Below are 23,663 nucleotides of genomic sequence, written 5' to 3' on the forward strand. Positions count from 1 at the left end.
CGCCCGCGTCGGCCACCGTGCCGTGCAGTCGACGTCGGCGCCGGTTGCCGTCCCGCGCGTGCCTGAGCACGTCAACCGGACGGTCGTCCGGGTGCGTGCGGCCCACGGCAGCCGCTCCCGGTATCCCCGCCCTGCGGCCCGGTCCGGCGCGTCGCGCGGGCAGCGGTGCCGTAGGCGGGGCCAGGGCGGGGTCAGAGGTGGTGGGCAGGGGGCAGGTCGGTCGGTTCGGTGGCCGGGGTTCGTTGTGGGGGGATCAGCACCGTGCCCTGCTGGAGGGCCACCGTGCGGGTCGGTGCCGGGATGCGGATGCCCTCCTCGCGGTAGCGCCGGTGCAGGCGCTTGATGAACTCGTGCTTGATCCGGTACTGGTCGCTGAACTCACCGACGCCCAGGATCACCGTGAAGCCGATCCGGGAGTCGCCGAAGGTGTGGAAGCGGATCGCGGGCTCATGGTCGGGGACCGCCCCGGTGATCTCCGTCATCACCTCCGTGACGACCTCGCCCGTCACCCGCTCGACCTGGTCCAGATCGCTGTCGTAGCTGACCCCCGCCTGCACCAGGATCGTCAACTCCTGCTCGGGCCGCGTGAAGTTGGTCATGTTCGTCTTCGCGAGCTGCCCGTTGGGGATGACCACCAGGTTGTTGGAGAGCTGGCGGACCGTCGTCTGCCGCCAGTTGATGTCCACGACGTAGCCCTCCTCCCCGCTGCTCAGCCGGATGTAGTCGCCGGGCTGGACGGTCTTGGAGGCGAGAATGTGGATGCCCGCGAAGAGGTTGGCGAGGGTGTCCTGGAGCGCGAGGGCCACGGCCAGACCGCCGACGCCCAGAGCGGTCAGCAGCGGCGCGATCGAGATGCCCAGCGTCTGCAGCATCACCAGGAACCCGATGGCGAGGACCAGCACCCGGGTGATGTTCACGAAGATGGTGGCCGAACCGGCGACACCGGACCGGGACTGGGTGACCGACCGCACCAGACCGGCGATCACCCGGGCCGCGGCGCCGCTCACCACGAGGATCAGCAGCACCTGCAGCGCCTGGTCGGTGTGGTGCCGCACGGTCCGGGTCAGCGGCAGCACGGCCGCCGCGACGGCCACCCCGCCCGCGACCGCCGCCCAGGGCACGACGGTCCGCAGGGCGTCCACGACGACGTCGTCGCCGCTCCAGCGGGTCCGCTTGGCGTGCTTGGCGAGCCAGCGCAGCAGCGTCCGGGACAGGAACGCCGCCACCAGGCCCGCTCCCACGGCGATTCCGGCGAGAATCAGATCGTGCGCGGTGAGTGCGCGGTTCACCGGTCACCTCCGGGGCGCCGCGCGTCCGACGGCCGGATGCGATGTGTCGTCACGTTCTCACCTGTTCGGTCCGGGATGTGCGAGCGCGCCGGCCGTACGGTGCGAAGGTCCGGCCGCGCTCGTTCATCCTGCCGTATCCGGCACGGGAGTTCGCACCGCGACCGCCCGCGCGGACGACGGCCCCGCGGCCCCGCACCAGGCGTCCCCGGGCGCGCCCGAGTTCGGCTGCCGTCGGTCCGTCCACCGCGTTGTGGACGGACGGCCGGGACAGGACGACGGTGGTGTCGTGTTCCCGGCACGGACGGTTCTCCTCCCCGGGACGCCGGCCGGGCCGTGTCCCCGTCGGGTCGGAGGGCCGACTCTGCCTCAGATCACCTTCAGCCGCACCAGCGCGCCCAGCGTCAGCGCCCCCGGCACCAGCGGCACCCACACGGTGATGATCCGGTAGGCCAGGACCACCGCGGTGGCGACCGCGACCGGTCCGCCCGCCGCCACCAGGGCCACGATCAGCGCGGCCTCGACGGACCCGAGGCCGCCCGGCGTGGGCACCAGCGCCACCGCCACCGTCGCCGCGAGATAGGCCAGCGCCATGTGCGCCGGCGCCACCGGCAGGTCCAGCGCCCGCCCCACCGCGGCGAGACCGGCGGCCTGGAGCGCCGGGAAGGCCAGCGACCCGCCCCACAGGGCCAGCGCCCGCGACGGACGCGTGTGCACCGAGCGCGCCTCGCCCAGGGCGCTGTGGAGGAAGGACCACACGGCCGTGCGCAGCCGCCGGACGAGCACCAGCACACCCGCTGCCACCGCCAGCAGCGCGCCGGCGATCAGCAGCAGCGGGCCGAGCGTCCCGGCGGGCAGCAGACCGCCCACCCGCAGCGCGTGCGGGAAGGCGATCAGCAGCGCGGCCAGCAGGCCCACCCGGCCCACCGACTCGGCCAGCAGGTACAGCGCGACCGCGGCCGACGAACGGGCGAGCGGGATCCCGCACACGGCCATGAAGCGCAGGTTCACCGCGCTCGAACCCAGCCCCGTCGGCAGCAGATGGTTGGCCGCGCCCGCCGCGAACTGGGTGGCCAGCAGCCGCCGTTTGGGCAGCGGCTGCACGACCGCGCCCTGCCGGGTCACCGCGGCCGCCACCCAGGTCAGGCAGGTGGCGCCGCCGGCCGCCAGCAGCCACGGCCAGGAGGCGGTCCGCAGATGTCCGAAGCCCTCGACGAGCACGGAGCGGTGCTGCACCGCGATCACGGTGACGAGCACGATCGGGGCCAGGCACAGGACCTGGCGGAGGGGGAGGCGCCGCAGGAGACGTCGTCCCCCGCGGGGATCGGGGAGGTGTGCCGCTGTCACATCGGGAGAGGTTTTCCGCCCCGCGCCAACGGCGGGTAGCCGGATCGGGGACGGCGGCTTACGTACGGGAAGCGGGTGGGGGGAGGGACGCCGCGGAGCCCGGACGCGGGACGCTGTTCCCCCGTTGTTGACCTCAACGCGGCTTGAGGTCCTACGTTCTCGTGCATGAGCATGGAGACCACGGCCTGGACCCAGCTGCACAGCGTGCTGACGGCCGAGCACGAGCGCCGCCCGCCGGCCCGCGCCACCCTCTCCCGCATCGCCGTCTTCGCCCGCCCGCACCGCCGCCGCATCGCCCGGTACGTCCTGCTCGGGGTGGTGACGGCGCTGCTCGCCGTCGCCACCCCGGTGCTCGCCGGCCGCGTCGTCGACGCGATCGTGTCGCACGGGGACACCGGCACCGTGGTCCGGCTGGCCCTGCTGATCGCCCTGATCGCGGTCGTCGAGGCGGCCCTCGGCATTCTCGGCAGACGGCTCTCGGCGACGCTCGGGGAGGGACTCATCCTCGACCTCCGCACGGCTGTGTTCGATCATGTGCAGCGCATGCCGGTCGCGTTCTTCACACGCACTCGTACGGGAGCGCTCGTCAGTCGTCTCAACAACGACGTCATTGGCGCGCAGCGGGCGTTCAGCAACACCCTGTCCGGAGTGGTCAGCAACGTCGTCACGCTGCTGCTCACCCTCGCCGTCATGCTCACCCTGTCCTGGCAGATCACCCTGCTCGCGCTGGTCCTGCTCCCGGTGTTCGTGATCCCGGCCCGCCGGATGGGCCGCCGGATGGCCCGGATGCAGCGCGAGGCGGCGGCGCTCGACGCGGCGATGGGCACCCGTATGACCGAACGCTTCTCGGCCCCCGGCGCGACCCTGGTGAAGCTCTTCGGCCGGCCGGAGGAGGAGTCGGCGGAGTTCGCGGCCCGCGCCGGCCGGGTGCGGGACATCGGCATCCGCACGGCGACCGCCCAGTCGGCGTTCATCACCGCCCTCACCCTGGTGTCCTCCCTGGCCCTCGCCCTGGTCTACGGGCTCGGCGGCTTCCTCGCGCTGCGCGGCACCCTGGAGCCGGGCGCGGTGGTGTCGCTGGCGCTGCTGCTGACCCGGCTGTACGCGCCGCTGACCGCGCTCGCCGGCGCCCGCGTCGAGGTGATGAGCGCGCTGGTCAGCTTCGAGCGGGTCTTCAAGGTGCTCGACCTGAAGCCGCTGCTGGCCGAATCCCCGGACGCCCGGGAGGTGCCCGAGGGGCCGGTGGCGGTCGAGTTCGCGGACGTCCGCTTCGGCTACCCGTCCGCCGACAAGGTCTCCCTCGCCTCCCTGGAGGAGGTCGCCACCCTGGACCCGCGCTCCGGCGCCGAGGTCCTGCACGGCGTCTCCTTCCGCGCCGAACCCGGGCGTACGGTGGCCCTCGTCGGCTCCTCCGGCGCCGGGAAGTCCACGATCGCGCAGCTGCTGCCGCGGCTGTACGACGTCGACGGGGGCGCGGTGCGGATCGGCGGCGTCGACGTCCGGGACCTCGGCGCGGCCTCGCTGCGGGCCACCCTCGGCATGGTCACCCAGGACGGGCATCTCTTCCACGACACGGTGCGGGCCAACCTGCTGCTGGCCCGCCCCACGGCCGGCGACGACGAGCTGTGGGAGGCGCTGACCCGGGCCCGCCTCGACGACGTCGTACGGTCGCTGCCCGACGGGCTGGACACGGTGGTCGGCGAACGCGGCTACCGGCTCTCCGGCGGCGAGCGGCAGCGCATGACCATCGCGCGGCTGCTGCTGGCCCGGCAGCGCGTGGTCGTCCTCGACGAGGCCACCGCCCATCTGGACAACACCTCCGAGGCGGCCGTCCAGGAGGTGCTCACCGAGGCCCTGGCGGGCCGGACCGCCGTGGTGATCGCCCACCGGCTGTCCACGGTCCGGGCCGCCGATCTGATCCTCGTGGTCGAGGCCGGGCGGATCGTGGAGCGGGGCACCCACGAGGAACTCCTGGTGGCGGACGGGCGGTACGCCGAGCTGCACCGCACCCAGTTCGAGGGGCGGGCCGCGGAACCGGCGGCGGGCTGAGCGCGCGTCCCGGCGCCGGGGTGCGCCCCCCGGTCCGCGCCACCGTGCCGCTGATCACCATGGGTTACGCTCGGCTGACCGCGGCAGGAGGGTGCGAGCCATGAGCGACATCGAGATCCGCGACGACCGGGCGGCAGGCCGGCTCGAAGCGGTCGACGGCGCCGAAGTCGTCGGCCACATCGAGTACTTCGTCCTGGAGTCACCGGGGCGTGCCCTGGTCCCCGTCCACACCGTCGTGGAACCGGCGCACGAGGGGAAGGGCATCGCCGGTGCCCTGGCCCGCGAGCTGTACGCCGTCGCCGGGCGCGAGGGCGTCCCGGTGGCCCCGCTCTGCCCGTACGTCGTGAAGTGGGCCGCACGGCATCCCGAGGAGGCGCCGCCCGCCGACCGCGAACTGCTGCGGGCCGCGAAGCTCTGGCTGGCGGCACACCCCGGCCGGTTCTGACCTGCGGGCGCCGGACCCTCGCGGGTGTACCGGGGGCCCGGGCGAGTGGTGGGCGTGGTGCCGGGTACGCGGGGGAGTAGTCCAGGGGCGATGTCGAGTGGCCCGCCGGAGGACGTCATGAGCAATCCGCATCCCGAACCCGTGCCGCCCGGACCCACACCCGGTCCGGGCCCCCGGCCGCCGGACCCGTATCCGAGCCCGGTCCCGCCCCCCGAGCCGCCGCCGGCCCCGGAACCGCCCCCGGCGCCCGCCCCGGTCCCCACTCCACCCCCGGCCCCCCGCCCGGGTCCACCCCCGGAGCCCTCCCCGTCCCCCATCCCACCCGGCCCAGAGCCCACCCCAAGCCCGGAACCGGGCCCACCGCTGACATGACACGCGCCCCTTCGGGGGGTCACCCGCCGTACCGCCGTCACGTTCCGGAACGCCAACGGGGGCGCCCCCGCCGGAACCGACACCCGGTCCCGCCTCCGGCGCCCGGCCCGGTTCGCGTTCCGCCGCTGACGTGACATGACGACGGCGGGCAACCCCGCGTGGGTTCCCCCGCTGCCCGCCGGAACCGCCCACCGGTTCTGCCGCTGACCTGACACGGCGACGGCGGGCACGCTCGCGGGGGGTTCCCCGCCGCCCCGCCGGGGCCGACACCCGGTCCCGCCTCCGGTGTGCGACCCGGTTTGCATTCCGCCGCCGGCTCTGTCCCCGGAGCCCTCACCGTCCCCGATCCCGCCTGTGCCGAACCTGGAATCGGGTCCGCCGCTGACCTGACACGGCGACGGCGGGCACGCTCGCGGGGGGTTCCCCGCCGCCCCGCCGGGGCCGACACCCGGTCCCGCCTCCGGTGTGCGACCCGGTTCGCGTTCCGCCGCGGCTCTGCCTCCGGGGCCCTCGCCGTCCTCGATCCCGCCTGTGCCGAACCCGAAGTCGGGTTCGCCGCTGACGTGACATGACGACGGCGGGCGACCGCGCAGGGGGTCACCCGCCATACCGCCGGAACCGACACCCGGTCCCGCCTCCCGAGCCGCCGCCGGACCCCTCCCCGTACCCGAGCCCACCCGGCCCGGAGCCCGCGCCGAACCCGGAACCGGGTTCGCCGCCGGCCTGATACGACGGCGGCGGGTGACCCCGCGAGGGGTCACCCGCCGCACCGGTGGGCGGCCCCGCAGGGGGTCACCCGCCGAACCGCCGGGGGCGCTACGCGCTGGCCTCCGAGCGGTCCCCGCCCCACAGGGTGTGGAACGAGCCGTCACGGTCGACCCGCCGGTAGGTGTGCGCCCCGAAGAAGTCCCGCTGCCCCTGCGTCAGCGCCGCGGGCAGCCGCTCGGCGCGCAGGGCGTCGTAGTAGGCGAGGGCCGCGGCGAACCCGGGGGCCGCGACACCCTGCCGGGTCGCCGCGACCAGCACCTCGCGCCAGTCGTCCTGCGCCGCCGCGATCTCCCGCGCGAACGTCTCGTCGGACAGCAGGCTCGGCAGATCCGGCCGGGCGTCGTACGCGGCGCGGATACGGTCCAGGAACGCCGCCCGGATGATGCAGCCGCCGCGCCAGATGGCGGAGACCGCCCCGAGGTCGATGTCCCAGCCGTACTCCGCGCTGCCCGCGGCGATCTCGTGGAAGCCCTGCGTGTACGACACGATCTTCGACGCGTACAGCGCCTGCTCCACCCGGTCGGCGAACACCGCCGCCTCCGCCTCGTCGAGCGCGGCCGGCTTCGGCCCGGCCAGACCCCGCGAGGCCTCCCGCAGCGCGGCGTGGCCCGACAGCGAGCGGGCGAACACGGCCTCGGCGATGCCCGAGACCGGGACGCCCAGGTCGAGGGCGATCTGGACCGTCCAGCGGCCGGTGCCCTTCTGCTCCGCCTGGTCCACCACGACGTCGACGAACGGCTTGCCCGTCGCCGCGTCCACATGGGACAGCACCTCGGCCGTGATCTCGATCAGATACGAGTCGAGCCGGCCCGTGTTCCAGGTGCGGAAGATGTCCGCGATCCGCGCGGGGGAGTACCCGGCGACGTCACGCAGCAACTGGTAGGCCTCGCCGATCAGCTGCATGTCGGCGTACTCGATGCCGTTGTGCACCATCTTCACGAAGTGCCCGGCGCCGTCGGGGCCGACATGGGTCACACAGGGCGCCCCGTCCTGTGCCTTGGCGGAGATCTTCTCCAGCATCGGGCCGAGGGGTTCGTACGACTCCTTCGAGCCGCCCGGCATGATGCTCGGCCCGTGCAGCGCGCCCTCCTCGCCGCCCGAGATCCCCGTGCCCACGAAGTGGATGCCCTGCTCACGCAGCTCGCGCTCGCGGCGCCGGGTGTCCGCGAAGTGCGCGTTGCCCCCGTCGATGATCATGTCGCCGGGCTCCAGCAGCGGGGCGAACTCCTGGATCACCGCGTCGGTCGGGTCGCCCGCCTTCACCATGATGACCAGGCGTCGCGGCCGCTCCAGCGCCGCCACGAACTCCTTGGCCGTCTCGGCGGCGACGAAGTCCCCCTCGTGGCCGAACTCCGCCACCAGCTCCCGGGTCCGGGTCGCGGTCCGGTTGTGCACCGCGACCGTGTAGCCGTTGCGCGCGAAGTTGCGAGCGAGGTTGCGGCCCATGACCGCGAGACCCGTGACGCCGATCTGGGCTGAAGTGCTCATTCGGTTGGCTCCTAAGCGTCCTGAACATCTGTGGTGCCGGTCGTGCCGCCAGTATCGCCCCTTGACCATCCTGACGTGCCGGTACGCCGCCCGCACGTCCTGGTCGTTCCGGCTGCGCAGGCACATACGCATGACAAGCCCCATCCGCCTCAGTCGTATTCCAACGAGGGTGGATTCCCGGTCACTTGTCACACGGGGCGGCCGATTGCCGTCTTGTCATGGCCTGTTCGCGGCGCTTACCTTTGCCGCTCCGACGTATGTCGAGGGGGATCTCCATGGCCGTACGCGGCCGGCACCGCCGGTATCAGCCGAACAGGATCAACCGCGCCTCGCTCACGGCCACCGCGGGCGGCGTCGGCATCGCGATCCCGCTGATCGGCACCGGAACCGCCCACGCGGCCGACGCGGCCACCTGGAACAAGGTCGCCGCCTGCGAGTCGAGCGGCAACTGGAGCATCAACACCGGCAACGGGTACTACGGCGGGCTGCAGTTCACCCAGTCCACCTGGGCGGCGTACGGCGGCACGGCGTACGCGCCGCGCGCGGATCTGGCCACCCGGGACCAGCAGATCGCGGTGGCGGAGCAGGTGCTCGACGGGCAGGGGCCCGGCGCCTGGCCGGTCTGCTCGGCCCGGGCGGGGCTCACCCGGGGCGGCGAAGCCCCCGGCACGCACACAGCGAGCGCCACGACCCGGCCCGCCCGGAGCCCGGTGCGCGACGTACAGCCGCAGACCACGCCGCAGTCCCGGGCGGGTACGGCGCGGATGTACACGGTGGTGCACGGCGACACGCTCTCCGGCATCGCCGACGATCACCGGGTACGGGGCGGCTGGCAGCGGCTCTACTCGGCCAACCGGAGCACGGTCGGCTCCGACCCCGATCTGATCCTGCCCGGGCAGCGGCTCGACCTGCGCGCCCCCTCGGCCCCGGCGACCACGAGCCGCTCCGGCACCGGGACACCGGAGCGGAAGGCCCCGCAGGCGAAGAAGTCCGCGCCGACGAAGAGGTCCACGCAGGAGAAAAAGGCCCCGGAGACCAAGAAGACCGCGCCGGAGGCGAAGAAGGCGGCCGGCGGCACCCATGCGTCGGCAGGCGCCCACGCCCTCGTGGCGCCCGTGCACGCCGGCACCGGTACGCCGTACCACGCCTCGGGCGCGCACTGGTCGAAGGGCTACCACACCGGCGTCGACTTCCCCGTGCCCACCGGCACCTCCGTCAAGGGGGTCGCGGCCGGACAGGTGGTCGCGGCAGGCTGGGGCGGCTCCTTCGGCTACCAGGTGGTGATCCGGCACGCCGACGGCCGCTACTCGCAGTACGCCCATCTGTCGGCGATCTCCGTGAAGTCCGGCCAGACGGTCACCGCGGGGCAGCGCATCGGCCGCTCGGGGTCCACCGGGAACTCCACGGGTCCGCATCTGCACTTCGAGGTGCGGACCGGGCCCGGATTCGGCACGGACATCGACCCGGTCGCCTACCTCCGGGCCGGCGGCGTCAGGATCTGACCCGCGTGCGGCACCTGTTCTGGAGCGGCAGCGGCACATGGACGCCGCTGTGGAACGGGCCGTAAGGGGCGGAGAGCGGGTACGTGTCCCACGCCTGCCCGCCGTGCCACGCCTGCCCTCCGCCGTCGCCCCCGCGCGCACCGCCCGGCGGCGCCCCGAACACCTGCTCCGCGGCCCCGGGTCCGAGGCCCGGCTCCGCCCGGCCCGCTATGCCACGCTGCTGCGGCAGCGCCACCAGCGGTTCCCCGCCCGCCACCGGCCCGGCGAGCACGGGGACGGGCAGCGGGGCCGCGCCGGTCGCCGGCAGCGGCTCGCCGGGGTGCGGGGCGGGCCCGATGCGCTCGGTCGTCAGCAGCACCAGTCCGCCCGCCGCCAGCGCACCGCAGCTCAGCGCGAGAACGGTGCCGGTGCTGCCGTACCGGAAGGTCTCGCCGAACAGAGTGATGCCGACCGCGGCGGCCAGCACCGGGTTCACCACGGTCAGCGTGGCGAGCGGCGCGGCCAGTCCGCCACCGCGGTACGAGGCCTGCGACAGCAGCACGCCGCCGACCGCGAACACCCCGATCACGGCCAGCGACGGCAGTTCGGCCAGGGCGACCCCGCTGGTCCAGTCGCCCGCGACGGTCTTGGTGAACACGGAGGACATGCCGAACGCTATGCCGGAGGCGGTCGCGAGCAGCACGCTGCGCACCGCGGGGTGCCGGTGCGCCACCCGGCCCGCGATCATCAGGGCCACGACCGCGCCGCCGGTGACGAGCCCGGCCGCCATCTGCGCGGCGGCGTCCGGCGCGTGCGCGTCGGACGTGCCGACCAGGGACAGCAGGCCCGCGAGGCCGACCGTGGCCATGAGCGCGCCGCGCCAGGCGGTGCCCCCGGCCCTGCGCCCCACGAACAGCGCCGCCATGGGCAGCGCGAACACGATGGTCAGGGCGCCCAGCGGCTGCACCAGGCTGAGCGGGCCGTAGGCAAGCGCCACCACGTGCAGCAGCCCGCCGAGTCCGTTCAGCGCCATCGCCGCCCACCAGCTCGGCCGGCGCACCGGCGCGTACCGTTCGTCGGGGGAGGAGGACACCGCCACCTGCTCCTGCACGATCGCTCCGCCCGCGTAGGCGACGGCGGAGACGATCGAGAGCACCACGGACACCGCGAGGGCACTCATGAGCTGCTCCTCTGCGTGAAGTGTGGGCCCGGGGCCCGGCGCGGCGAACGATCTTCTTCCATGCCCAACACTCTGCCGGTCCGAGGGCTTCCCGTCGTCGTCCCTGAGCAGGCAATGGGTCCTACTGCCGATGGAGTACGGTCCGATCCCCGTCATCCCACGGGTGGGCGAGGCAGGGCGGACACCCGGTCGCCCCGCGCCGCCACCGGACCTGCTACTACTCCTGTTCGTGGACCTCGACCCCGATCTCGCCGCGCTCCGCCCGCTCGGCGGCTTCTTCGTCCTGCGCACCACCGGAGCCGCCGGGGCGGATCCGGTCCGGCGGCTGCCGACGCTCGCGGACGCCTACGCCGACACGAGGTCGGATGTCTACGGAGCCCCGCTCACGTTCCGTGTGGAGGTCGTCGCGCGGCGGCTGCGCGCTCCCGAGCCGCGGGTGAGCGCGTCCATCGCCCAGCTGGGGCTCGCCGCCCGGCTGTGGTCGGCGGCGCTCGGCTGCGCCGCCCTGTACGGCCGTGTCCCCGACCTCGACCCGGGACTGCTGCGCTGGGACCCGGACACCCGTGCCCCCGACGACCTGTGGCTGACCGAGGTGCGCGCCCTGCCCGGGACCGCCGCCGTGCTCACGGACGCCGTGCTGCACGCGCACCTGCGGCCCCTGGGCGACGCGCTGCGCGCACGCTACGGGATCGCCGCGGGCCTGCTGTGGGGGAACGCCGGCTCGGCGCTCGCCGGTGCGGCCCGGGAACTGGACCGGTGGGCGCGCGGCAACGGCCGCGGCGAGGTCGCGGACCGGGCCCGCGCGCTCACCGCCGAACTGTTCGCCCACCCCCTGCTGAGCCGCACCGGCACCTTCGCCGGAACCGCTTTCCGGCGCCGCAGCTGCTGCCTGTACTACCGGGCCCCCGGCGGCGGACTCTGCGGCGACTGCTGCTTCACCCGGCCACCGCGCGCCCCCTCCGAGTGACGACGAGGGGACCGGCCGGCGAGAGCACGAGGGTCGCGGGTGCGCGTGGGACCGCCGAGCCGGCAGTACCCCCCGGACGTGTGATGAGGGTGTGCCCCCAACTGCTGCGCGCCGTCCGGGACATCGACGGGGCGGCCCAGGTCGTGCCGTGCGGGAGTTCGGCCGGGGCGTGAGGGCCGGTGCGCGGTCGGGCCGTACGCGGAGATCCGCAAGCAGGCTTAGCCCGCGCCGCGCGAGGGCACCATGGGGGGACCAGCGGGAGGGGAGCGGCCATGCGTCGTGGAGGGCCTTCGGTTCTCGGGATCGTCCTGGCGGGCGGCGAGGGCAAGCGGCTGCTGCCCCTGACCGCGGACCGGGCGAAACCGGCGGTCACCTTCGGCGGCACCTACCGCCTGGTGGACTTCGTGCTCTCCAACCTCGTCAACGCCGACATCCTGCGCATCTGCGTGCTCACCCAGTACAAGTCGCACTCGCTCGACCGGCACATCACCACCACCTGGCGCATGTCGAGCCTGCTCGGCAACTATGTGACGCCCGTCCCGGCGCAGCAGCGGCTCGGCCCGCGCTGGTACCTCGGCAGCGCCGACGCGATCCTGCAGTCCCTCAACCTCGTGCACGACGAACAACCCGACTACGTGGCGGTGTTCGGCGCCGACCACGTCTACCGCATGGACCCGCGGCAGATGCTCGGGCAGCACATCGAGGGCGGCGCGGGCGTGACCGTCGCGGGCATCCGCGTCCCCCGCTCCGAGTCCTCCGCGTTCGGCGTGATCACCCCCGGCCCGGACGGGCGGAGCATCCGGCGGTTCCTGGAGAAGCCCGCCGATCCTCCCGGCCTGCCGGACGACCCGGAGCGCGTCTTCGCCTCGATGGGCAACTACCTCTTCACCACCAAGGCGCTGATCGAGGCGCTCCGGCGGGACGCCGAGGACGAGTCCTCGGCGCACGACATGGGCGGTTCGATCCTGCCCCGGCTCACCGGCCGCGGCGAGGCGCAGCTGTACGACTTCGGCGACAACCATGTGCCCGGCGAGACCAGCCGGGACCGGGGCTACTGGCGGGACGTCGGCACCCTGGACGCGTACTACGACGCCCACATGGACCTGATCGCCGAGCGTCCCGCCTTCAACCTGTTCAACCGCGGCTGGCCCGTCCACACCCACCCCAGCCAGCTCTCGCCGGCCCGCTTCAACGCCGGCGGCATGGCGAGCGAGTCCATCATCAGCGCCGGCTGTCTGATCCGCGGTCAGGTCACCCGGTCCGTGCTCTCCCCGGGCGTGGTGGTCGACCCGGGCGCCGTCGTCCAGGGCTCGGTGCTGCACGACAACGTCCATGTCGGCCGGGGCGCGGTGGTCCGTGGGGCCGTCCTCGACAAGAACGTCGACGTGCCGCCCGGCGCGACCATCGGCGTCAACCCGGAGCGGGACGCCGAGCTGTACACGGTCTCCGCGGGCGGGGTGATCGCCCTCGGCAAGGGGCAACCGGTCACCTGACGGGCCGCCGGGAGCGCCGCCGCTCGCGGCCCCGGCACCGCCGCGTGGGCGACGTGTCGCGGGCGCCGCCCGCGGGATCCCCGGCTTCCCGGCCCGCGGACCTCAGGATGCAGACATCGATGTCGAGATCCGGAGGTCATCCGAGATGAGAGTGACCCGGCGTCCGCGACTGTGCCTGGCCGGGGTGATGGCGGCGTCCGCGCTGTACGCCACCCCCGCCGCACGGGCCGCCGAGCCGACCGTCGGCCACCTCACCGACCTGGTCGACCCGTTCATCGGGACCCAGAACGAGGGCAACACCTTTCCCGGCGCGGCCGTGCCCTTCGGCATGGTGCAACTGTCCCCGGACACCGGGCACCGTACCGGCTACGACTACGCCGACCGCCGGATCCGCGGCTTCTCGCTGGTCCATCTCTCGGGCGCCGGCTGCCGCATCGGCGGCGACCTGCCCGCGCTGCCGACCACCGGGGACGTCACGCGGACGGACTACGCCCGGTACGCGGCCGGGTTCCGGCACGAGGACGAGCGGGCGAGCCCCGGCTACTACCGGGTGGGCCTGTCCTCCGGGATCGGCACCGAACTGACCGCCACCGCCCGCACCGGAGTGCAGCGGTACACCTTCCCCGCCACCGACAAGGCCAACGTGCTGCTGAACGCGGCCCAGTCGCTGCACAAGCCGGTCGCCAACGCGGTGGAGATCCTCGACGACCGGACGGTGCGCACCGAGATCACCGGCCGCGGCTTCTGCCGGGACACCCCGCCCTACACCGTGTACACGCTGACCCGCTTCGACCGGCCGTTCACGGCGTACGGCACCTGGGACGGCGCCACCGTCACGCCCGGCGCGCGGACCGGGTCCGGGGGCGCCTACCTCCGCTTCGACACGACCCGGGAGCGCACGGTCACGGCGACCACCGCCCTGTCGTACGTCGACGCGCACGGCGCGGCGGTCAATCTGCGCGCGGAGGGCGGCCGTTCCTTCGACGCGGTCCGCGACGCGGCGCGGCGGGCCTGGGCGGAGCGGCTCGGCACGGTCCGCGTCACGGGCGGCGACGAGACACGGCGGCGCACGTTCTACTCCTCGCTGTACCGGTCGTTCCTCGCGCCGAACGTCGGCAGCGATGCGGACCGCCGCTACCGGGGCTGGGACCTGCGGGTGCACCGCGCGCAGGGCTTCACGTACTACCAGAACTGGTCCCTGTGGGACACCTATCGCACCCAGTGCCAGCTGCTCGGCCTGCTCGCGCCGCGCGAGGCCCGCGACATGGCGGTCTCGGTGCTCAGGATCGGCGAGGAGGGCGGCTGGCTGCCCAAGTGGGGCTACGGCACGGTCGAGACGAACATCATGACGGGCGACCCGGTCACCCCGTTCCTGACCAACGCCTACCAGCAGGGCCTGCTCGCCGGGTACGAGGAGCGGGCGTACCGCGCGCTGAAGCGCAACGCGGACGGCGTGCCGCCGGCCGGACTGCCGATGGCGGGCCGGGAGGCCAACGCGGAGTACATCGCGCACGGCTTCGCCCCGTACGACAAGGACCGCCCGCGGGCCAAGCTCGGCGACTCCGACTTCCACCAGGGCGGCTCGGTGACCCTGGAGTACGCGCTGTCCGACGCGATGCTGGCGCAGCTGGCGCGCGGCCTCGGCCACACCGGGGACGCCGCCCGGTACGCGGCCCGGTCCCGCAACTACCGCCATGTCTTCGACCCCTCGACGGGGTTCTTCCGGGCCCGGGACGCCTCCGGCGCCTTCACCGGACCGGCCGACCCGGCGCACAGCGTCGGCTTCCACGAGGGCACCGCCTGGCAGTACCAGTGGCTGGTCCCGCAGGATCTGCCCGGCCTGATCGGCCTGATCGGCGGCGAGCGGGCGGCGAACGACCGGCTGGACGCGTTCTTCGGCTACGAGCGGCTGCTGGCCGACCCGGCGGGCACCGCCCGTCAGGTGTGGATGCACGGCGATCCGTACGACTACTACGACGCCGGCAACGCAGGCAACGCCGACAAGTACAACCCGCAGAACGAGCCCGACCTCATCGCCCCGTACACCTATCTGTCGACCGGTCAGCCCTGGAAGACCACCGATGTGGTGCACGCGGCGCTCACCCTGTTCACCGACTCGCCGGCCGGCATCACCGGCAACGACGACCTCGGCACCATGTCCGCCTGGCACGTGCTCACCTCGATCGGGCTCTTCCCGGTCCAGCCCGGCTACGGCACCTGGGGCCTGTCCACGCCCGTCTTCGACCGGGTCGAGCTGGTCCTCGACCGGCGCCACTGGCCGAGCGGCGGGCTGACCGTGACCGCGCCCGGCACCTCGGCCGCCGACCGCTACGTCCAGACGGTCCGCGCCGACGGAGTGCCGTACGGCCGGACGTATCTGACGACGGGTGCGCTGCGCTCCCTGCGGGCGCTCGCGTTCACGGTCGGCCCGCGCCCGTCAGAGTGGGGTACCGCACCTCAGGCGGCCCCACCTGCCCTGACGTGACCTCAAGCGCCTCATGTGTCCCGCCCCTTTCGGCGGGTCGGAACATCAGACTGTCGCTAACTGTGCGTAGTCTGATCGTACTTGACCGTAATCGTCGGTGGGGGGTTGACTGCTTGTCCACCCTCCGCCGATGCGAGGCAAGCCATTGACATCCCATCTGCTCGCCCCCCTCGACCTGGCGTTCTGGAACATCGAGTCCGACCTGCACCCGATGCACCTGGGCGCGCTCGGTGTCTTCGCCACGCACTCGCCCACCGCCGGCGCGCACGCCGCCGATCTGCTCGCCGCCCGCGCCGTCGCCGTGCCCGGACTGCGCATGCGCATCCGGGACGTGTGGCAGCCCACCGGCTCCCCGCTGACCCTCCCGCTTGCCTTCGGCGGCGCGGCCCGTGAACCCGATCCCGGCTTCGACCCCCTGAACCATGTGCGGCTGCACGCCCCCACCGACGACTTCCACACCGTCGCGGGCCGGCTGATGCAGCGCCCGCTGGAACGCGACCGGCCGCCCTGGGAGGCGCACGTCCTGCCTGGCGCGGACGGTGTCTCCTTCGCCGTGCTGTTCAAGTTCCACCATGCGCTGGCCGACGGCCTGCGGGCGCTCAAGCTCGCCGCAGGCGTGCTCGACCCGGTGGAGCTGCCGCAGCGCGGACCCCGCCCCGCCGAGCCGCCGCGCCGCGCGGTGCCCGACCCGCGCAGGCTGCCCGGCCTGCTGCGCGGCGCCCTGTCCGACCTCGGCCGCGCCCTCGACATCGGCGCCTCCGTCGCCCTGTCCGGCCTGCGCGTGCGCTCCTCCGCCGCGCTCACCTCCGCCCCCAGCGGCACCCGCCGCACCGCGGGCGTCGTCCTCGACATCGACGACGTGCACCGCATCCGCAAGGCCGTCGGCGGCACCGTCAACGACGTCCTCATCGCCGTCGTCGCGGGCGCCCTGCGGCGCTGGCTCGACGAGCGCGGCGACGGCAGCGAGGGGGTCGCGCCGCGCGCCCTGATCCCCGTCTCCAAGCGCCGCCCGCGCACCGCGCACCCGCAGGGCAACCGGCTCTCCGGGTACCTGATACGGCTTCCCGTGGGCGAGTCCGACCCGCTGCGCCGCCTCGGCACGGTCCGTGCCGCGATGGTCCGCAAGAAGGACGCGGGACCCAACCGGGGCGCCGGCGCCGTGGCGCTGCTCGCCGACCACGTGCCCGCGCTGGGGCACCGGCTCGGCGGACCGTTCGTCGGCCAGGCCGCCCGGCTCTGGTTCGACATCCTGGTCACCAGCGTGCCGCTGCCCGGCCTTGGCCTGCGGCTCGGCGGCCACCAGCTGACCGAGATCTACCCGTTCGCCCCGCTCGCCCCCGGCCAGTCCCTGGCGGTCGCGATCTCGACGTACCGCGGCCGGGTCCACTACGGACTCGTCGCCGACGCGCGGGCCGTGCCCGACCTCGACCGGCTGGCCCGGGCGGTGGCGGACGAGGTGGCGGCCCTGATCATGGTCTGCGAGGCCTGAGCGCGGCGGGCGGGCCCTGATCGCCGCGGCGCCCGGCCCGGGGCGCCGCAGCCGGGCGGCGCACGGGTTTGGCGGTCCGGCCGGGTGCTCCGTAAGATTCCGCGTTCGACGGCGGGCGCGACCGGAGCGCCGTGCGGTGATCAGGGAAACGGCAGCGCGATGACGGTGACAGAGGACGGTCCGACGGCTCCCGAGGGGACGTGGCAGCCCGGTGACGAAGCGGCGTACGGGCCGGGCATCGACCCCGAACGCCTCGCCGTGTGCCTCGACGTGCTGGCGGAACTCGACCGGATCGAGGTCGACCACCCCGACGCGATCAGGGTGCGCCGGGCCACCTCGCACATCTACCGCACGGTCAAGCAGCGCCGCCGCCAGGAGCGCCGGGCCGCCAAGACCGCCCACGACAAGACGGTCACCGAGGCCACCGCGACCGGCTCCGCGCAGCGCATCGACGACGAGACCGAGGGCATCCTGCCCTCCTCGGCGACCGAGACGGGCCGGATCGCGGGGATACTCCAGCGCCCGCGCTCCTGCTACATCTGCAAGCAGCGCTACATCGAGGTCGACTACTTCTACCACCAGCTCTGCCGGGCGTGCGCCGCCGAGAACCGGGCCCGCCGCGAGGCCCGCGCCGACCTCACCGGCAAGCGGGCGCTGCTCACCGGCGGCCGGGCCAAGATCGGCATGTACATCGCGCTCAGGCTGCTGCGGGACGGCGCGCACACCACGATCACGACGCGGTTCCCGAACGACGCGGTGCGCCGCTTCAAGGCCCAGCCCGACAGCGACGAGTGGATCCACCGCCTGAAGATCGTCGGCATCGATCTGCGCGACCCCGCCCAGGTGGTGGCGCTCGCCGACTCGGTCACCGCCGCGGGCCCGCTCGACATCCTGATCAACAACGCGGCGCAGACGGTGCGCCGCTCCCCGCAGGCCTACAGCGAGCTGGTCGCCGCCGAGTCCGCCCCGCTGCCGGCCGGTGAGCTGCCGGCCGCCGAGGTGATCGGCGCCTTCGGCTCGGGCGCGGTCGCCGCGCTCCCGGTGGCCGGCGGCGGCGCCCTGACCGCGGAGGACGTGACCGGTCTTGCGCTCGTCTCCGGTTCGGCCTCCCTGGAGCGGATCGCGGCCGGTACGGCCATCGACGCCGGCGGGCTGGTCCCCGACCTGCACGACACCAACAGCTGGATCCAGTCGGTGGACGAGGTCACGCCGGTGGAGCTGCTGGAGGTCCAGCTGTGCAACTCGACGGCCCCGTTCATCCTGATCAGCCGGCTGCGCCCGGCCATGGCGGCCTCCCCGGCGCGGCGTACGTACGTCGTCAACGTCTCCGCCATGGAGGGCGTCTTCAGCCGGGGCTACAAGGGCGCAGGGCACCCGCACACCAACATGGCCAAGGCCGCGCTGAACATGCTCACCCGCACCAGCGCCCAGGAGATGTTCGACAAGGACCGCATCCTGATGACGGCCGTGGACACCGGCTGGATCACCGACGAGCGCCCGCACCCCGACAAGGTCCGGCTCGCCGAGGCGGGCTTCCACGCCCCGCTGGACCTGATCGACGGCGCCGCCCGTGTCTACGACCCGGTCGTGCGCGGCGAGGCCGGCGAGGACCTGTACGGCGTCTTCCTGAAGGACTACGCGCCGGGCAAGTGGTGACAGCGGCCCGCCCGGTGGGTCGGCGTGCCCGGCGCGCGGGTCAGGCGGCGGTCCGACGGCGTCAGACGCGCTCTGGCCTGTTGTCCTCCGGCGGCGTCCGTGTCGCGGACGGGATCCGGGGCGTTCGTCGGGGTCCCGGGCACCCCTCCGTCACGGCCGGTGCGGGGTCAGTCGACGGCGCCGAGGCGGGAGTGGCGGGCCGCGACCAGTTCGAGTACGGTGCGCCAGTCCTCCAGGACGCCCGCGTCGAAGGTGACGGTCCGGCTCTCCTCGGCGGCGTGCTGGAGGCGCTGCAGGTCGTCGTCGGCGGTCGGGCCGCGATGGCGTACCAGTTCGTATACACGTTCGCCGAGCAGCGGCCGTACGGCCTCGGCGGCGTGTATCGCCTGGCCGGCCGGGTCGCCCGGGCACAGCAGCTGCCCGACGCCGTGCACCAGCCCCGCGACCTGGAGCTCCTTGTCGGCGGGGCGCGTGCGGCGCAGCAGCGCGGCGGTGCGCAGCGCATGCTCGTACCGGCAGGCGTACAGCAGATCCATCAGCTCCTCGACGCTGCGCAGCTCCATGCGTCAGTCCTCCCGCGAGACAGCCGTTGCCTTGTGTCAGCAGATCATGGAGAGCTTGCGACTCGGCCAACGGGACTTGAACTGCACAGCGCCGGGTTCCTGTGTTCGACCGCTACGCCGAGCGAGTGAGGACGAGTGACGCATTACACTACAAACTCGGACAAATTGGTGTCGGTGGAGCACGGCGTGACGCGGGAACGTTACAGCTTGTTTGCACTCCCGATCGAGCGGACCCCCGCTCATTTGGTTACCCTGGAGGGAGGCGGACAGCAGCATGGGTCTCACCCACACCCACGGTCCGTCCGGGGGCCGTCCGGTCCATCACGGCCGGCTCTGCCACGAGTACCGGCGCCACCGCGTCCGAACTGGCCTTTTATCCAGACCCGAGCGGGCGTCGAGCACCGGAACGCGCCCCGAGGGTGACCCGACACATAAGGAGTGCGCGGTGACACCGGAGAAGACGAATCGCGAGGAGCGCCCCAAGGAACGCCCGGAGCGGCTGGGCCGCAGGCCCGGACAGCTCGGCAGTCTCGACGTGTGGGCCCGGTCCGCCCCGATCCGCCTCGCGGGTTACGAGGACGACCTGGCCGAACCCCACATCCTGCCGAGCGTGGACTGACCCGAGGGGCGCTCGGCCACGGTCGCCCGACGCATGGGCGTGCGACAGTCACGCCCATGCGTGATCGTCTTCGCCGGCGAGACGCACACCTGGGACCCGGACACCCCCGAGGAACGGGCCCGCGCCCTGTGGGCGGGCCCGGCCAAGCGGGTCTACGTCGCCGAGGTCCCGGCGGGGGCCGTGGCCGGCCCCGAACCACGGCGGGCCCGCCGCGCAGGTCCCCAACGCCGGTTTCATGGTCGCCCCCGACCGGGGCGGTCGCGGCATCGGCCGCGCCCTCGCCGAACACGTCCTGGCCGAGGCATCCGCGGGAGGGCTACCGCGCCATCGTCTTCAACGCCGTCGTCGAGACCGACCCGGCCGTGGCCCTGTGGACCTCCCTCGGCTTCGGCGATCCTCTGCACGGTCCCGCAGGCCTTCGCCCGCCCGCGTCACGGCCGGGTAGGCCTGCCACGGTGACGTGGTCCTCGGTGGCGGGCGGGCCGGGGGTGGCGGCGGGGCCGGTTCGGGTCGGTTCACCGAGCACGGCCCGGTTGTCCTTGATGGCCAACGGCGCGCCCGCCAAGGGCAGTTCGGCCAGACCGTCGAGAGCCCGGGGCCCTGGGCATCCGTGTCCCGTTCTTGGATTGTGTGTCAGAGCCCTCATGACCTGCGGTCATCCGACCGAAGGCTCAACTGCCCTCACCTGAGGGGCCATTGACGGCTTTCCGGGGACTGGACGCCCCAGCCCGGAAGCTACGGCTCCGGTGATCCGTCAATCGTTCGCTCGGACGGGAAGTTCGGTGATGCCGAGGGCGAAGTCCAGGTTCCCCATCCCGTGGTTGGCGAGGCCCACCGTGACCACGCCCGCTCCTTCCAGCCAGTGCGCCATTTTCAGGCCGCCGACGTCCAGCGGGCGCAGCCCGAGGCTCTCGACGAACGCCTCCACACTTGCCTTGGCCTGCGCGTTGTCGCCGGCGATGAAGATGTCGGGCCGACCCTTCTCCAGGACATGGCGGAAGACGGTGTTGAACGCCTTCACCACGCCGGCGCCGGCCGGAGCCGCCTTGGCGACTTCCTGCGCGATCGAGGTCTCCTCGCGGTGGGCCAGCCCGTCGAACGTGGAATTGAAGGGATTGCTGATGTCGACGATGACCTTGCCCGCGAGAGCGTCTCCGTACTGGGCGACGACCGGCACGACACCGTCGTACAACAGGGCCACGATGACGATGTCCCCGGCCGGGGCGGTGCCCCATTCTCCCGTCGTGGCGCCGCCGCCGAGAGCCTTGGCCAGGTCAGCGGCCTTGGCCTGATCGCGGCCCATGACCTCGACGGTGTTGCCGCCCGCTATTGCCCGCGCGCCGATGGTGCGGGCCATGTTCCCGGTGCCGATGATGCTGATGTCGCTCATGAGATGTCCTGCCCGGGGTGTGCGTTGTCCGGTTCAGATGGCGGTGGTGCCGCCGTCGGCGACGAGTTCCATGCCGTTGACGTAGCTGGAGTCGTCGGAGGCGAGGAAGAGGGCGGCGGTGGCGATTTCGTCGGGGCGGCCCATCCGGCCGCGGGGGATGAGGGACTCGAACTGGCGCTTGGTGGCCTCGTCGAAGAGTTCTGCCTGCTTGGCGGTGGCGACCTGGCCGGGGGTCAGGACGTTGACGCGGATGCGGCGGTCCTTGAGTTCGTTGAGCCAGACGCGGGCCCAGGCCTGCTGGACGGCCTTGCTGCCGGCGTAGACGCTCCAGCCGGGGAAGGCGCCGAGGGAGGCGTTGGAGCCGGTCATGAGGATGGAGCCGCCGTCGTTGAAGAGCGGGAGGGCCTTCTGGACGGTGAACAGGGTGCCGCGGGCGTTGAGCCCGAACCAGGTGTCGAACTGGGCCTCGGTGATCTCGCCGAGCGGGGCGGGCTCGCCGCCGCCGGCGCTGGCCCACAGCACGTCGAGGCTGCCCTTCTCCCGCTTGACGGTGTCGTACAGGCGGTCCAGGTCGTCCAGGTCGGCGGCGTCGCCCCGGACGCCGGTGACGTTGCGGCCGATCTGCTTCACGGCCGCGTCCAGGGCGTCCTGGCGGCGGCCGGTGATGAAGACGTGTGCTCCCTCGTCGACGAACAGCTTCGCGCCGGCCAGCGCCATGCCGGCGGTGGCGCCGGTGATGACCGCTACCTTGCCGTCGAGCTTTCCCATGTTGCTCCTTTTGGGCCGGTGGTGCCGTGCGCACCTGGGGTGGTGGCGTTATGTACACCGATCTGTTTGCTTACGGTACGGGGCGGGTGGCCGGGGCGCAAGCTATGTACACCGGTCGTTACCCAGCTGGGGTAGCATGGAGCGATGACGGAGTTGGAGAAGGGCCCCAAGGGCCGCCGCCGCGGCCGGGGCGCCCGCGAGCGCATCCTCAGCGCGTCCCAGCAGCTGTTCCGCGAGCAGGGCATCAACCGCACCGGCATGGACCAGCTCTGCGCGGCGGCCCAGGTGTCCAAGCGCACGGCCTACCAGCACTTCACCGGCAAGGACGAACTCGTCGCCGAGTATCTGCGCGGGTTCGACCCCTCGGTTCTGTCCGGCGTGTTCGACCGCACCGACCTCACGCCCCGCGAACGGCTCCTCGCCGCCTTCGACATCCCCCCCACCACCCCCCTGTGCCCCTACATCGGCGCCGCCGTCGAACTCCACGACCCCGAGCACCCCGCATCCCAGTACGCACGCGAATACAAGAAGGCCGTCGCCGCGCGGCTCGCCGACGCCGCCCGTGAAGCCGGCGCCGCCGACCCCGAACAGCTCGGCGAGCAGCTCGCGCTGCTCATCGACGGCGCCGCGGCCCGCACCCGGGTCCTCAACGCCGACGCCTTCCCCACCGCCGCCGCCATCGCCGCCGTCCTCATCGACAACGCCATCCCCGCCACAGCCGGCGATGACCGGCGACGGGAGGAAGTGCCGAGCTGACTTGGCACTCCGCGGCCGGGCTGGACGCGCTGCCACCCGCATCTTCAGAACCTCTACGAGCCGGAGACTTGCCACCCCGCTCATCCACTCCACCGCGGCGCTCTCCTCGCGGGGCAGCACGCATGATGAACGGGGGTCGGTCGACATACTCAAGCGTGCCTTGAGGCGACATCGCCTCCAAGCTGCCACATCTCGTAATTCCCGCATTCTGCCGTGATCTCGGCCGTCGACTGAGCGGCAGTGACGAAGTCATCCACTACCGGTGAGGTGTGCGATGCCGCCACCGCGAGGCACACCTGGTCGGGCGTCAGATCCGGGATGGGCACATAGACGACGTCCGGATGCGAGTAGAACACGGACGCCGAACGGGCCAGGAAGGAGATGCCCCGTCCGGCCGCGACAAGCTCGAGCGTCTCGTCCACCCCGCGCACCGGGTACCCGGCATTGGGGAGCGGGCGCTTGGTGGGCTGCGTGCTCGGGTCACCGTGCCAGACCAGCGGTTCGCCGGCCAGGTCGGCCTCGGTGACCTCCCCCTTGCCGGCAAACCGGTGTCCGGCGGGCAGTACCGCTACCCGCGGCTCGGTGTACAGCGGGGTGACGCGCAGGCCGGTCTCGTCGATGGGCAGCCGCACATACCCGACGTCGATGCGGCCGTCGAGCAGCATCGCAGCCTGGTTGTCCCCTTCGATCCGCTGCACGTCCACGACCACGTCCGGGTGCCGGTCCTCGAACGCACGGGCCGCCGGGATGACTGCGATGCCGGCCCGGAAACCGACCATCAGCCGCCGCTTGCCGCCGGCGGCCGCGGACACCCGGCGGCGGACCGCGTGGGTTGAGGCGAGCAGCGGACCGGCGTCGGCCAGCAGTTGCCGGCCCGCATCTGTCAGCTCCACGCCGTGGCGATCCCTGATGAACAGCGAGGCGCCGAGATCCTGCTCGAGCGCGCGGATCTGCCGGCTGAGCACCGGCTGTGCGATGTGCAGCTCATCGGCGGCGCGGCCGAAATGCAGTCGTTCGGCCACGGTGACGAAGTAACGCAGTTTGCGCAGATCCAGATCCAT

At 73.2% G+C, this 23,663-nt stretch carries 18 protein-coding genes and 1 pseudogene; 11 read left to right on the plus strand and 8 right to left on the minus strand.

The features are described from left to right. Positions 1–191: 191 nt before the first annotated feature. Positions 192–1,289 (minus strand): mechanosensitive ion channel family protein, encoded by a 1,098-nt coding sequence (locus CTZ28_RS10025; RefSeq protein WP_121888946.1) that lies wholly within the window; start codon positions 1,287–1,289, stop codon positions 192–194. A gap of 366 nt (positions 1,290–1,655) precedes the next feature. Continuing rightward, entirely contained in the window at positions 1,656–2,633 is a 978-nt protein-coding gene (locus tag CTZ28_RS10030; protein ID WP_398655630.1) for a lysylphosphatidylglycerol synthase transmembrane domain-containing protein, read from the minus strand. Between the two features lie 171 nt (positions 2,634–2,804). Between CTZ28_RS10030 and CTZ28_RS10035 the strand changes: the two genes are divergently transcribed. Together CTZ28_RS10035 and CTZ28_RS10040 are read left to right on the plus strand one after the other, a co-directional pair. Further along, positions 2,805–4,682, plus strand: a complete 1,878-nt coding sequence (locus CTZ28_RS10035) for an ABC transporter ATP-binding protein (RefSeq protein WP_121888947.1) — start codon at positions 2,805–2,807, stop codon at positions 4,680–4,682. A gap of 100 nt (positions 4,683–4,782) precedes the next feature. Continuing rightward, the gene (locus CTZ28_RS10040; RefSeq protein WP_121888948.1) at positions 4,783–5,127 is read left to right on the plus strand and encodes a GNAT family N-acetyltransferase; all 345 of its coding nucleotides are present in this window, start codon (positions 4,783–4,785) and stop codon (positions 5,125–5,127) included. Between the two features lie 1,188 nt (positions 5,128–6,315). Here CTZ28_RS10040 and gndA read toward each other — a convergent pair. Then, positions 6,316–7,755 (minus strand): NADP-dependent phosphogluconate dehydrogenase, encoded by a 1,440-nt coding sequence (gndA, locus tag CTZ28_RS10050; protein WP_121888950.1) that lies wholly within the window; start codon positions 7,753–7,755, stop codon positions 6,316–6,318. Positions 7,756–8,030: 275 nt separating this feature from the next. Here gndA and CTZ28_RS10055 point away from each other — a divergent pair, with 275 nt between their 5' ends. Continuing rightward, positions 8,031–9,257, plus strand: a complete 1,227-nt coding sequence (locus tag CTZ28_RS10055; RefSeq protein WP_121888951.1) for a transglycosylase family protein — start codon at positions 8,031–8,033, stop codon at positions 9,255–9,257. Here CTZ28_RS10055 and CTZ28_RS10060 read toward each other — a convergent pair. Beyond that, a complete protein-coding gene (locus CTZ28_RS10060) occupies positions 9,247–10,416 on the minus strand; it encodes a DMT family transporter (protein WP_183154332.1) in 1,170 nt (389 codons plus the stop codon). The genes CTZ28_RS10055 and CTZ28_RS10060 overlap by 11 nt on opposite strands. Before the next feature lie 229 nt (positions 10,417–10,645). On the opposite strand from CTZ28_RS10060, the gene CTZ28_RS10065 reads away from it, so the two are divergent. The 5 genes from CTZ28_RS10065 (at position 10,646) to CTZ28_RS10085 (ending at position 18,506) form a co-directional block, all read left to right on the plus strand. After that, positions 10,646–11,383 (plus strand): (2Fe-2S)-binding protein, encoded by a 738-nt coding sequence (locus tag CTZ28_RS10065; protein ID WP_121888952.1) that lies wholly within the window; start codon positions 10,646–10,648, stop codon positions 11,381–11,383. A 272-nt stretch (positions 11,384–11,655) separates the two neighbouring features. Beyond that, positions 11,656–12,876 carry a glucose-1-phosphate adenylyltransferase gene (gene glgC / locus CTZ28_RS10070; RefSeq protein WP_121888953.1) on the plus strand — a complete coding sequence of 407 codons (1,221 nt, stop codon included), beginning with the start codon at positions 11,656–11,658 and terminating at the stop codon, positions 12,874–12,876. Between the two features lie 145 nt (positions 12,877–13,021). Beyond that, positions 13,022–15,361, plus strand: a complete 2,340-nt coding sequence (locus CTZ28_RS10075; RefSeq protein ID WP_121888954.1) for a GH92 family glycosyl hydrolase — start codon at positions 13,022–13,024, stop codon at positions 15,359–15,361. Positions 15,362–15,506: 145 nt separating this feature from the next. Beyond that, on the plus strand, positions 15,507–16,850 hold the full coding sequence (locus CTZ28_RS10080) for a wax ester/triacylglycerol synthase family O-acyltransferase (protein WP_121888955.1): 1,344 nt from the start codon (positions 15,507–15,509) through the stop codon (positions 16,848–16,850). 159 nt (positions 16,851–17,009) lie between these two features. Then, positions 17,010–18,506: an SDR family NAD(P)-dependent oxidoreductase gene (locus CTZ28_RS10085; RefSeq protein ID WP_121888956.1), complete on the plus strand. Its 1,497-nt coding sequence runs from the start codon at positions 17,010–17,012 to the stop codon at positions 18,504–18,506. A gap of 167 nt (positions 18,507–18,673) precedes the next feature. Here the strand turns inward: CTZ28_RS10085 and CTZ28_RS10090 are convergent, their stop codons facing one another. After that, positions 18,674–19,069, minus strand: a complete 396-nt coding sequence (locus CTZ28_RS10090; RefSeq protein WP_121888957.1) for a hypothetical protein — start codon at positions 19,067–19,069, stop codon at positions 18,674–18,676. Between the two features lie 445 nt (positions 19,070–19,514). On the opposite strand from CTZ28_RS10090, the gene CTZ28_RS10095 reads away from it, so the two are divergent. Both CTZ28_RS10095 and CTZ28_RS48130 read left to right on the plus strand, forming a co-directional pair. Further along, complete coding sequence (locus tag CTZ28_RS10095; protein WP_121888958.1) at positions 19,515–19,688, plus strand: hypothetical protein; 174 nt, start codon at positions 19,515–19,517, stop codon at positions 19,686–19,688. Positions 19,689–19,721: 33 nt separating this feature from the next. Further along, a pseudogene (locus CTZ28_RS48130) lies at positions 19,722–20,147 on the plus strand (GNAT family N-acetyltransferase). Between the two features lie 295 nt (positions 20,148–20,442). Here CTZ28_RS48130 and CTZ28_RS10110 read toward each other — a convergent pair. Both CTZ28_RS10110 and CTZ28_RS10115 read right to left on the minus strand, forming a co-directional pair. Next, complete coding sequence (locus tag CTZ28_RS10110) at positions 20,443–21,078, minus strand: NADPH-dependent F420 reductase (protein ID WP_121888959.1); 636 nt, start codon at positions 21,076–21,078, stop codon at positions 20,443–20,445. Between the two features lie 33 nt (positions 21,079–21,111). Continuing rightward, the gene (locus tag CTZ28_RS10115; protein ID WP_121888960.1) at positions 21,112–21,846 is read right to left on the minus strand and encodes an SDR family NAD(P)-dependent oxidoreductase; all 735 of its coding nucleotides are present in this window, start codon (positions 21,844–21,846) and stop codon (positions 21,112–21,114) included. A gap of 144 nt (positions 21,847–21,990) precedes the next feature. Between CTZ28_RS10115 and CTZ28_RS10120 the strand changes: the two genes are divergently transcribed. Continuing rightward, positions 21,991–22,602: a TetR/AcrR family transcriptional regulator gene (locus CTZ28_RS10120; RefSeq protein WP_121888961.1), complete on the plus strand. Its 612-nt coding sequence runs from the start codon at positions 21,991–21,993 to the stop codon at positions 22,600–22,602. Positions 22,603–22,751: 149 nt separating this feature from the next. Here the strand turns inward: CTZ28_RS10120 and CTZ28_RS10125 are convergent, their stop codons facing one another. Continuing rightward, positions 22,752–23,663: a LysR family transcriptional regulator gene (locus CTZ28_RS10125; protein ID WP_121888962.1), complete on the minus strand. Its 912-nt coding sequence runs from the start codon at positions 23,661–23,663 to the stop codon at positions 22,752–22,754.

Origin of the sequence: Streptomyces shenzhenensis (assembly GCF_003688995.1) — a bacterium.
Lineage (GTDB): Bacteria > Actinomycetota > Actinomycetes > Streptomycetales > Streptomycetaceae > Streptomyces > Streptomyces shenzhenensis_A.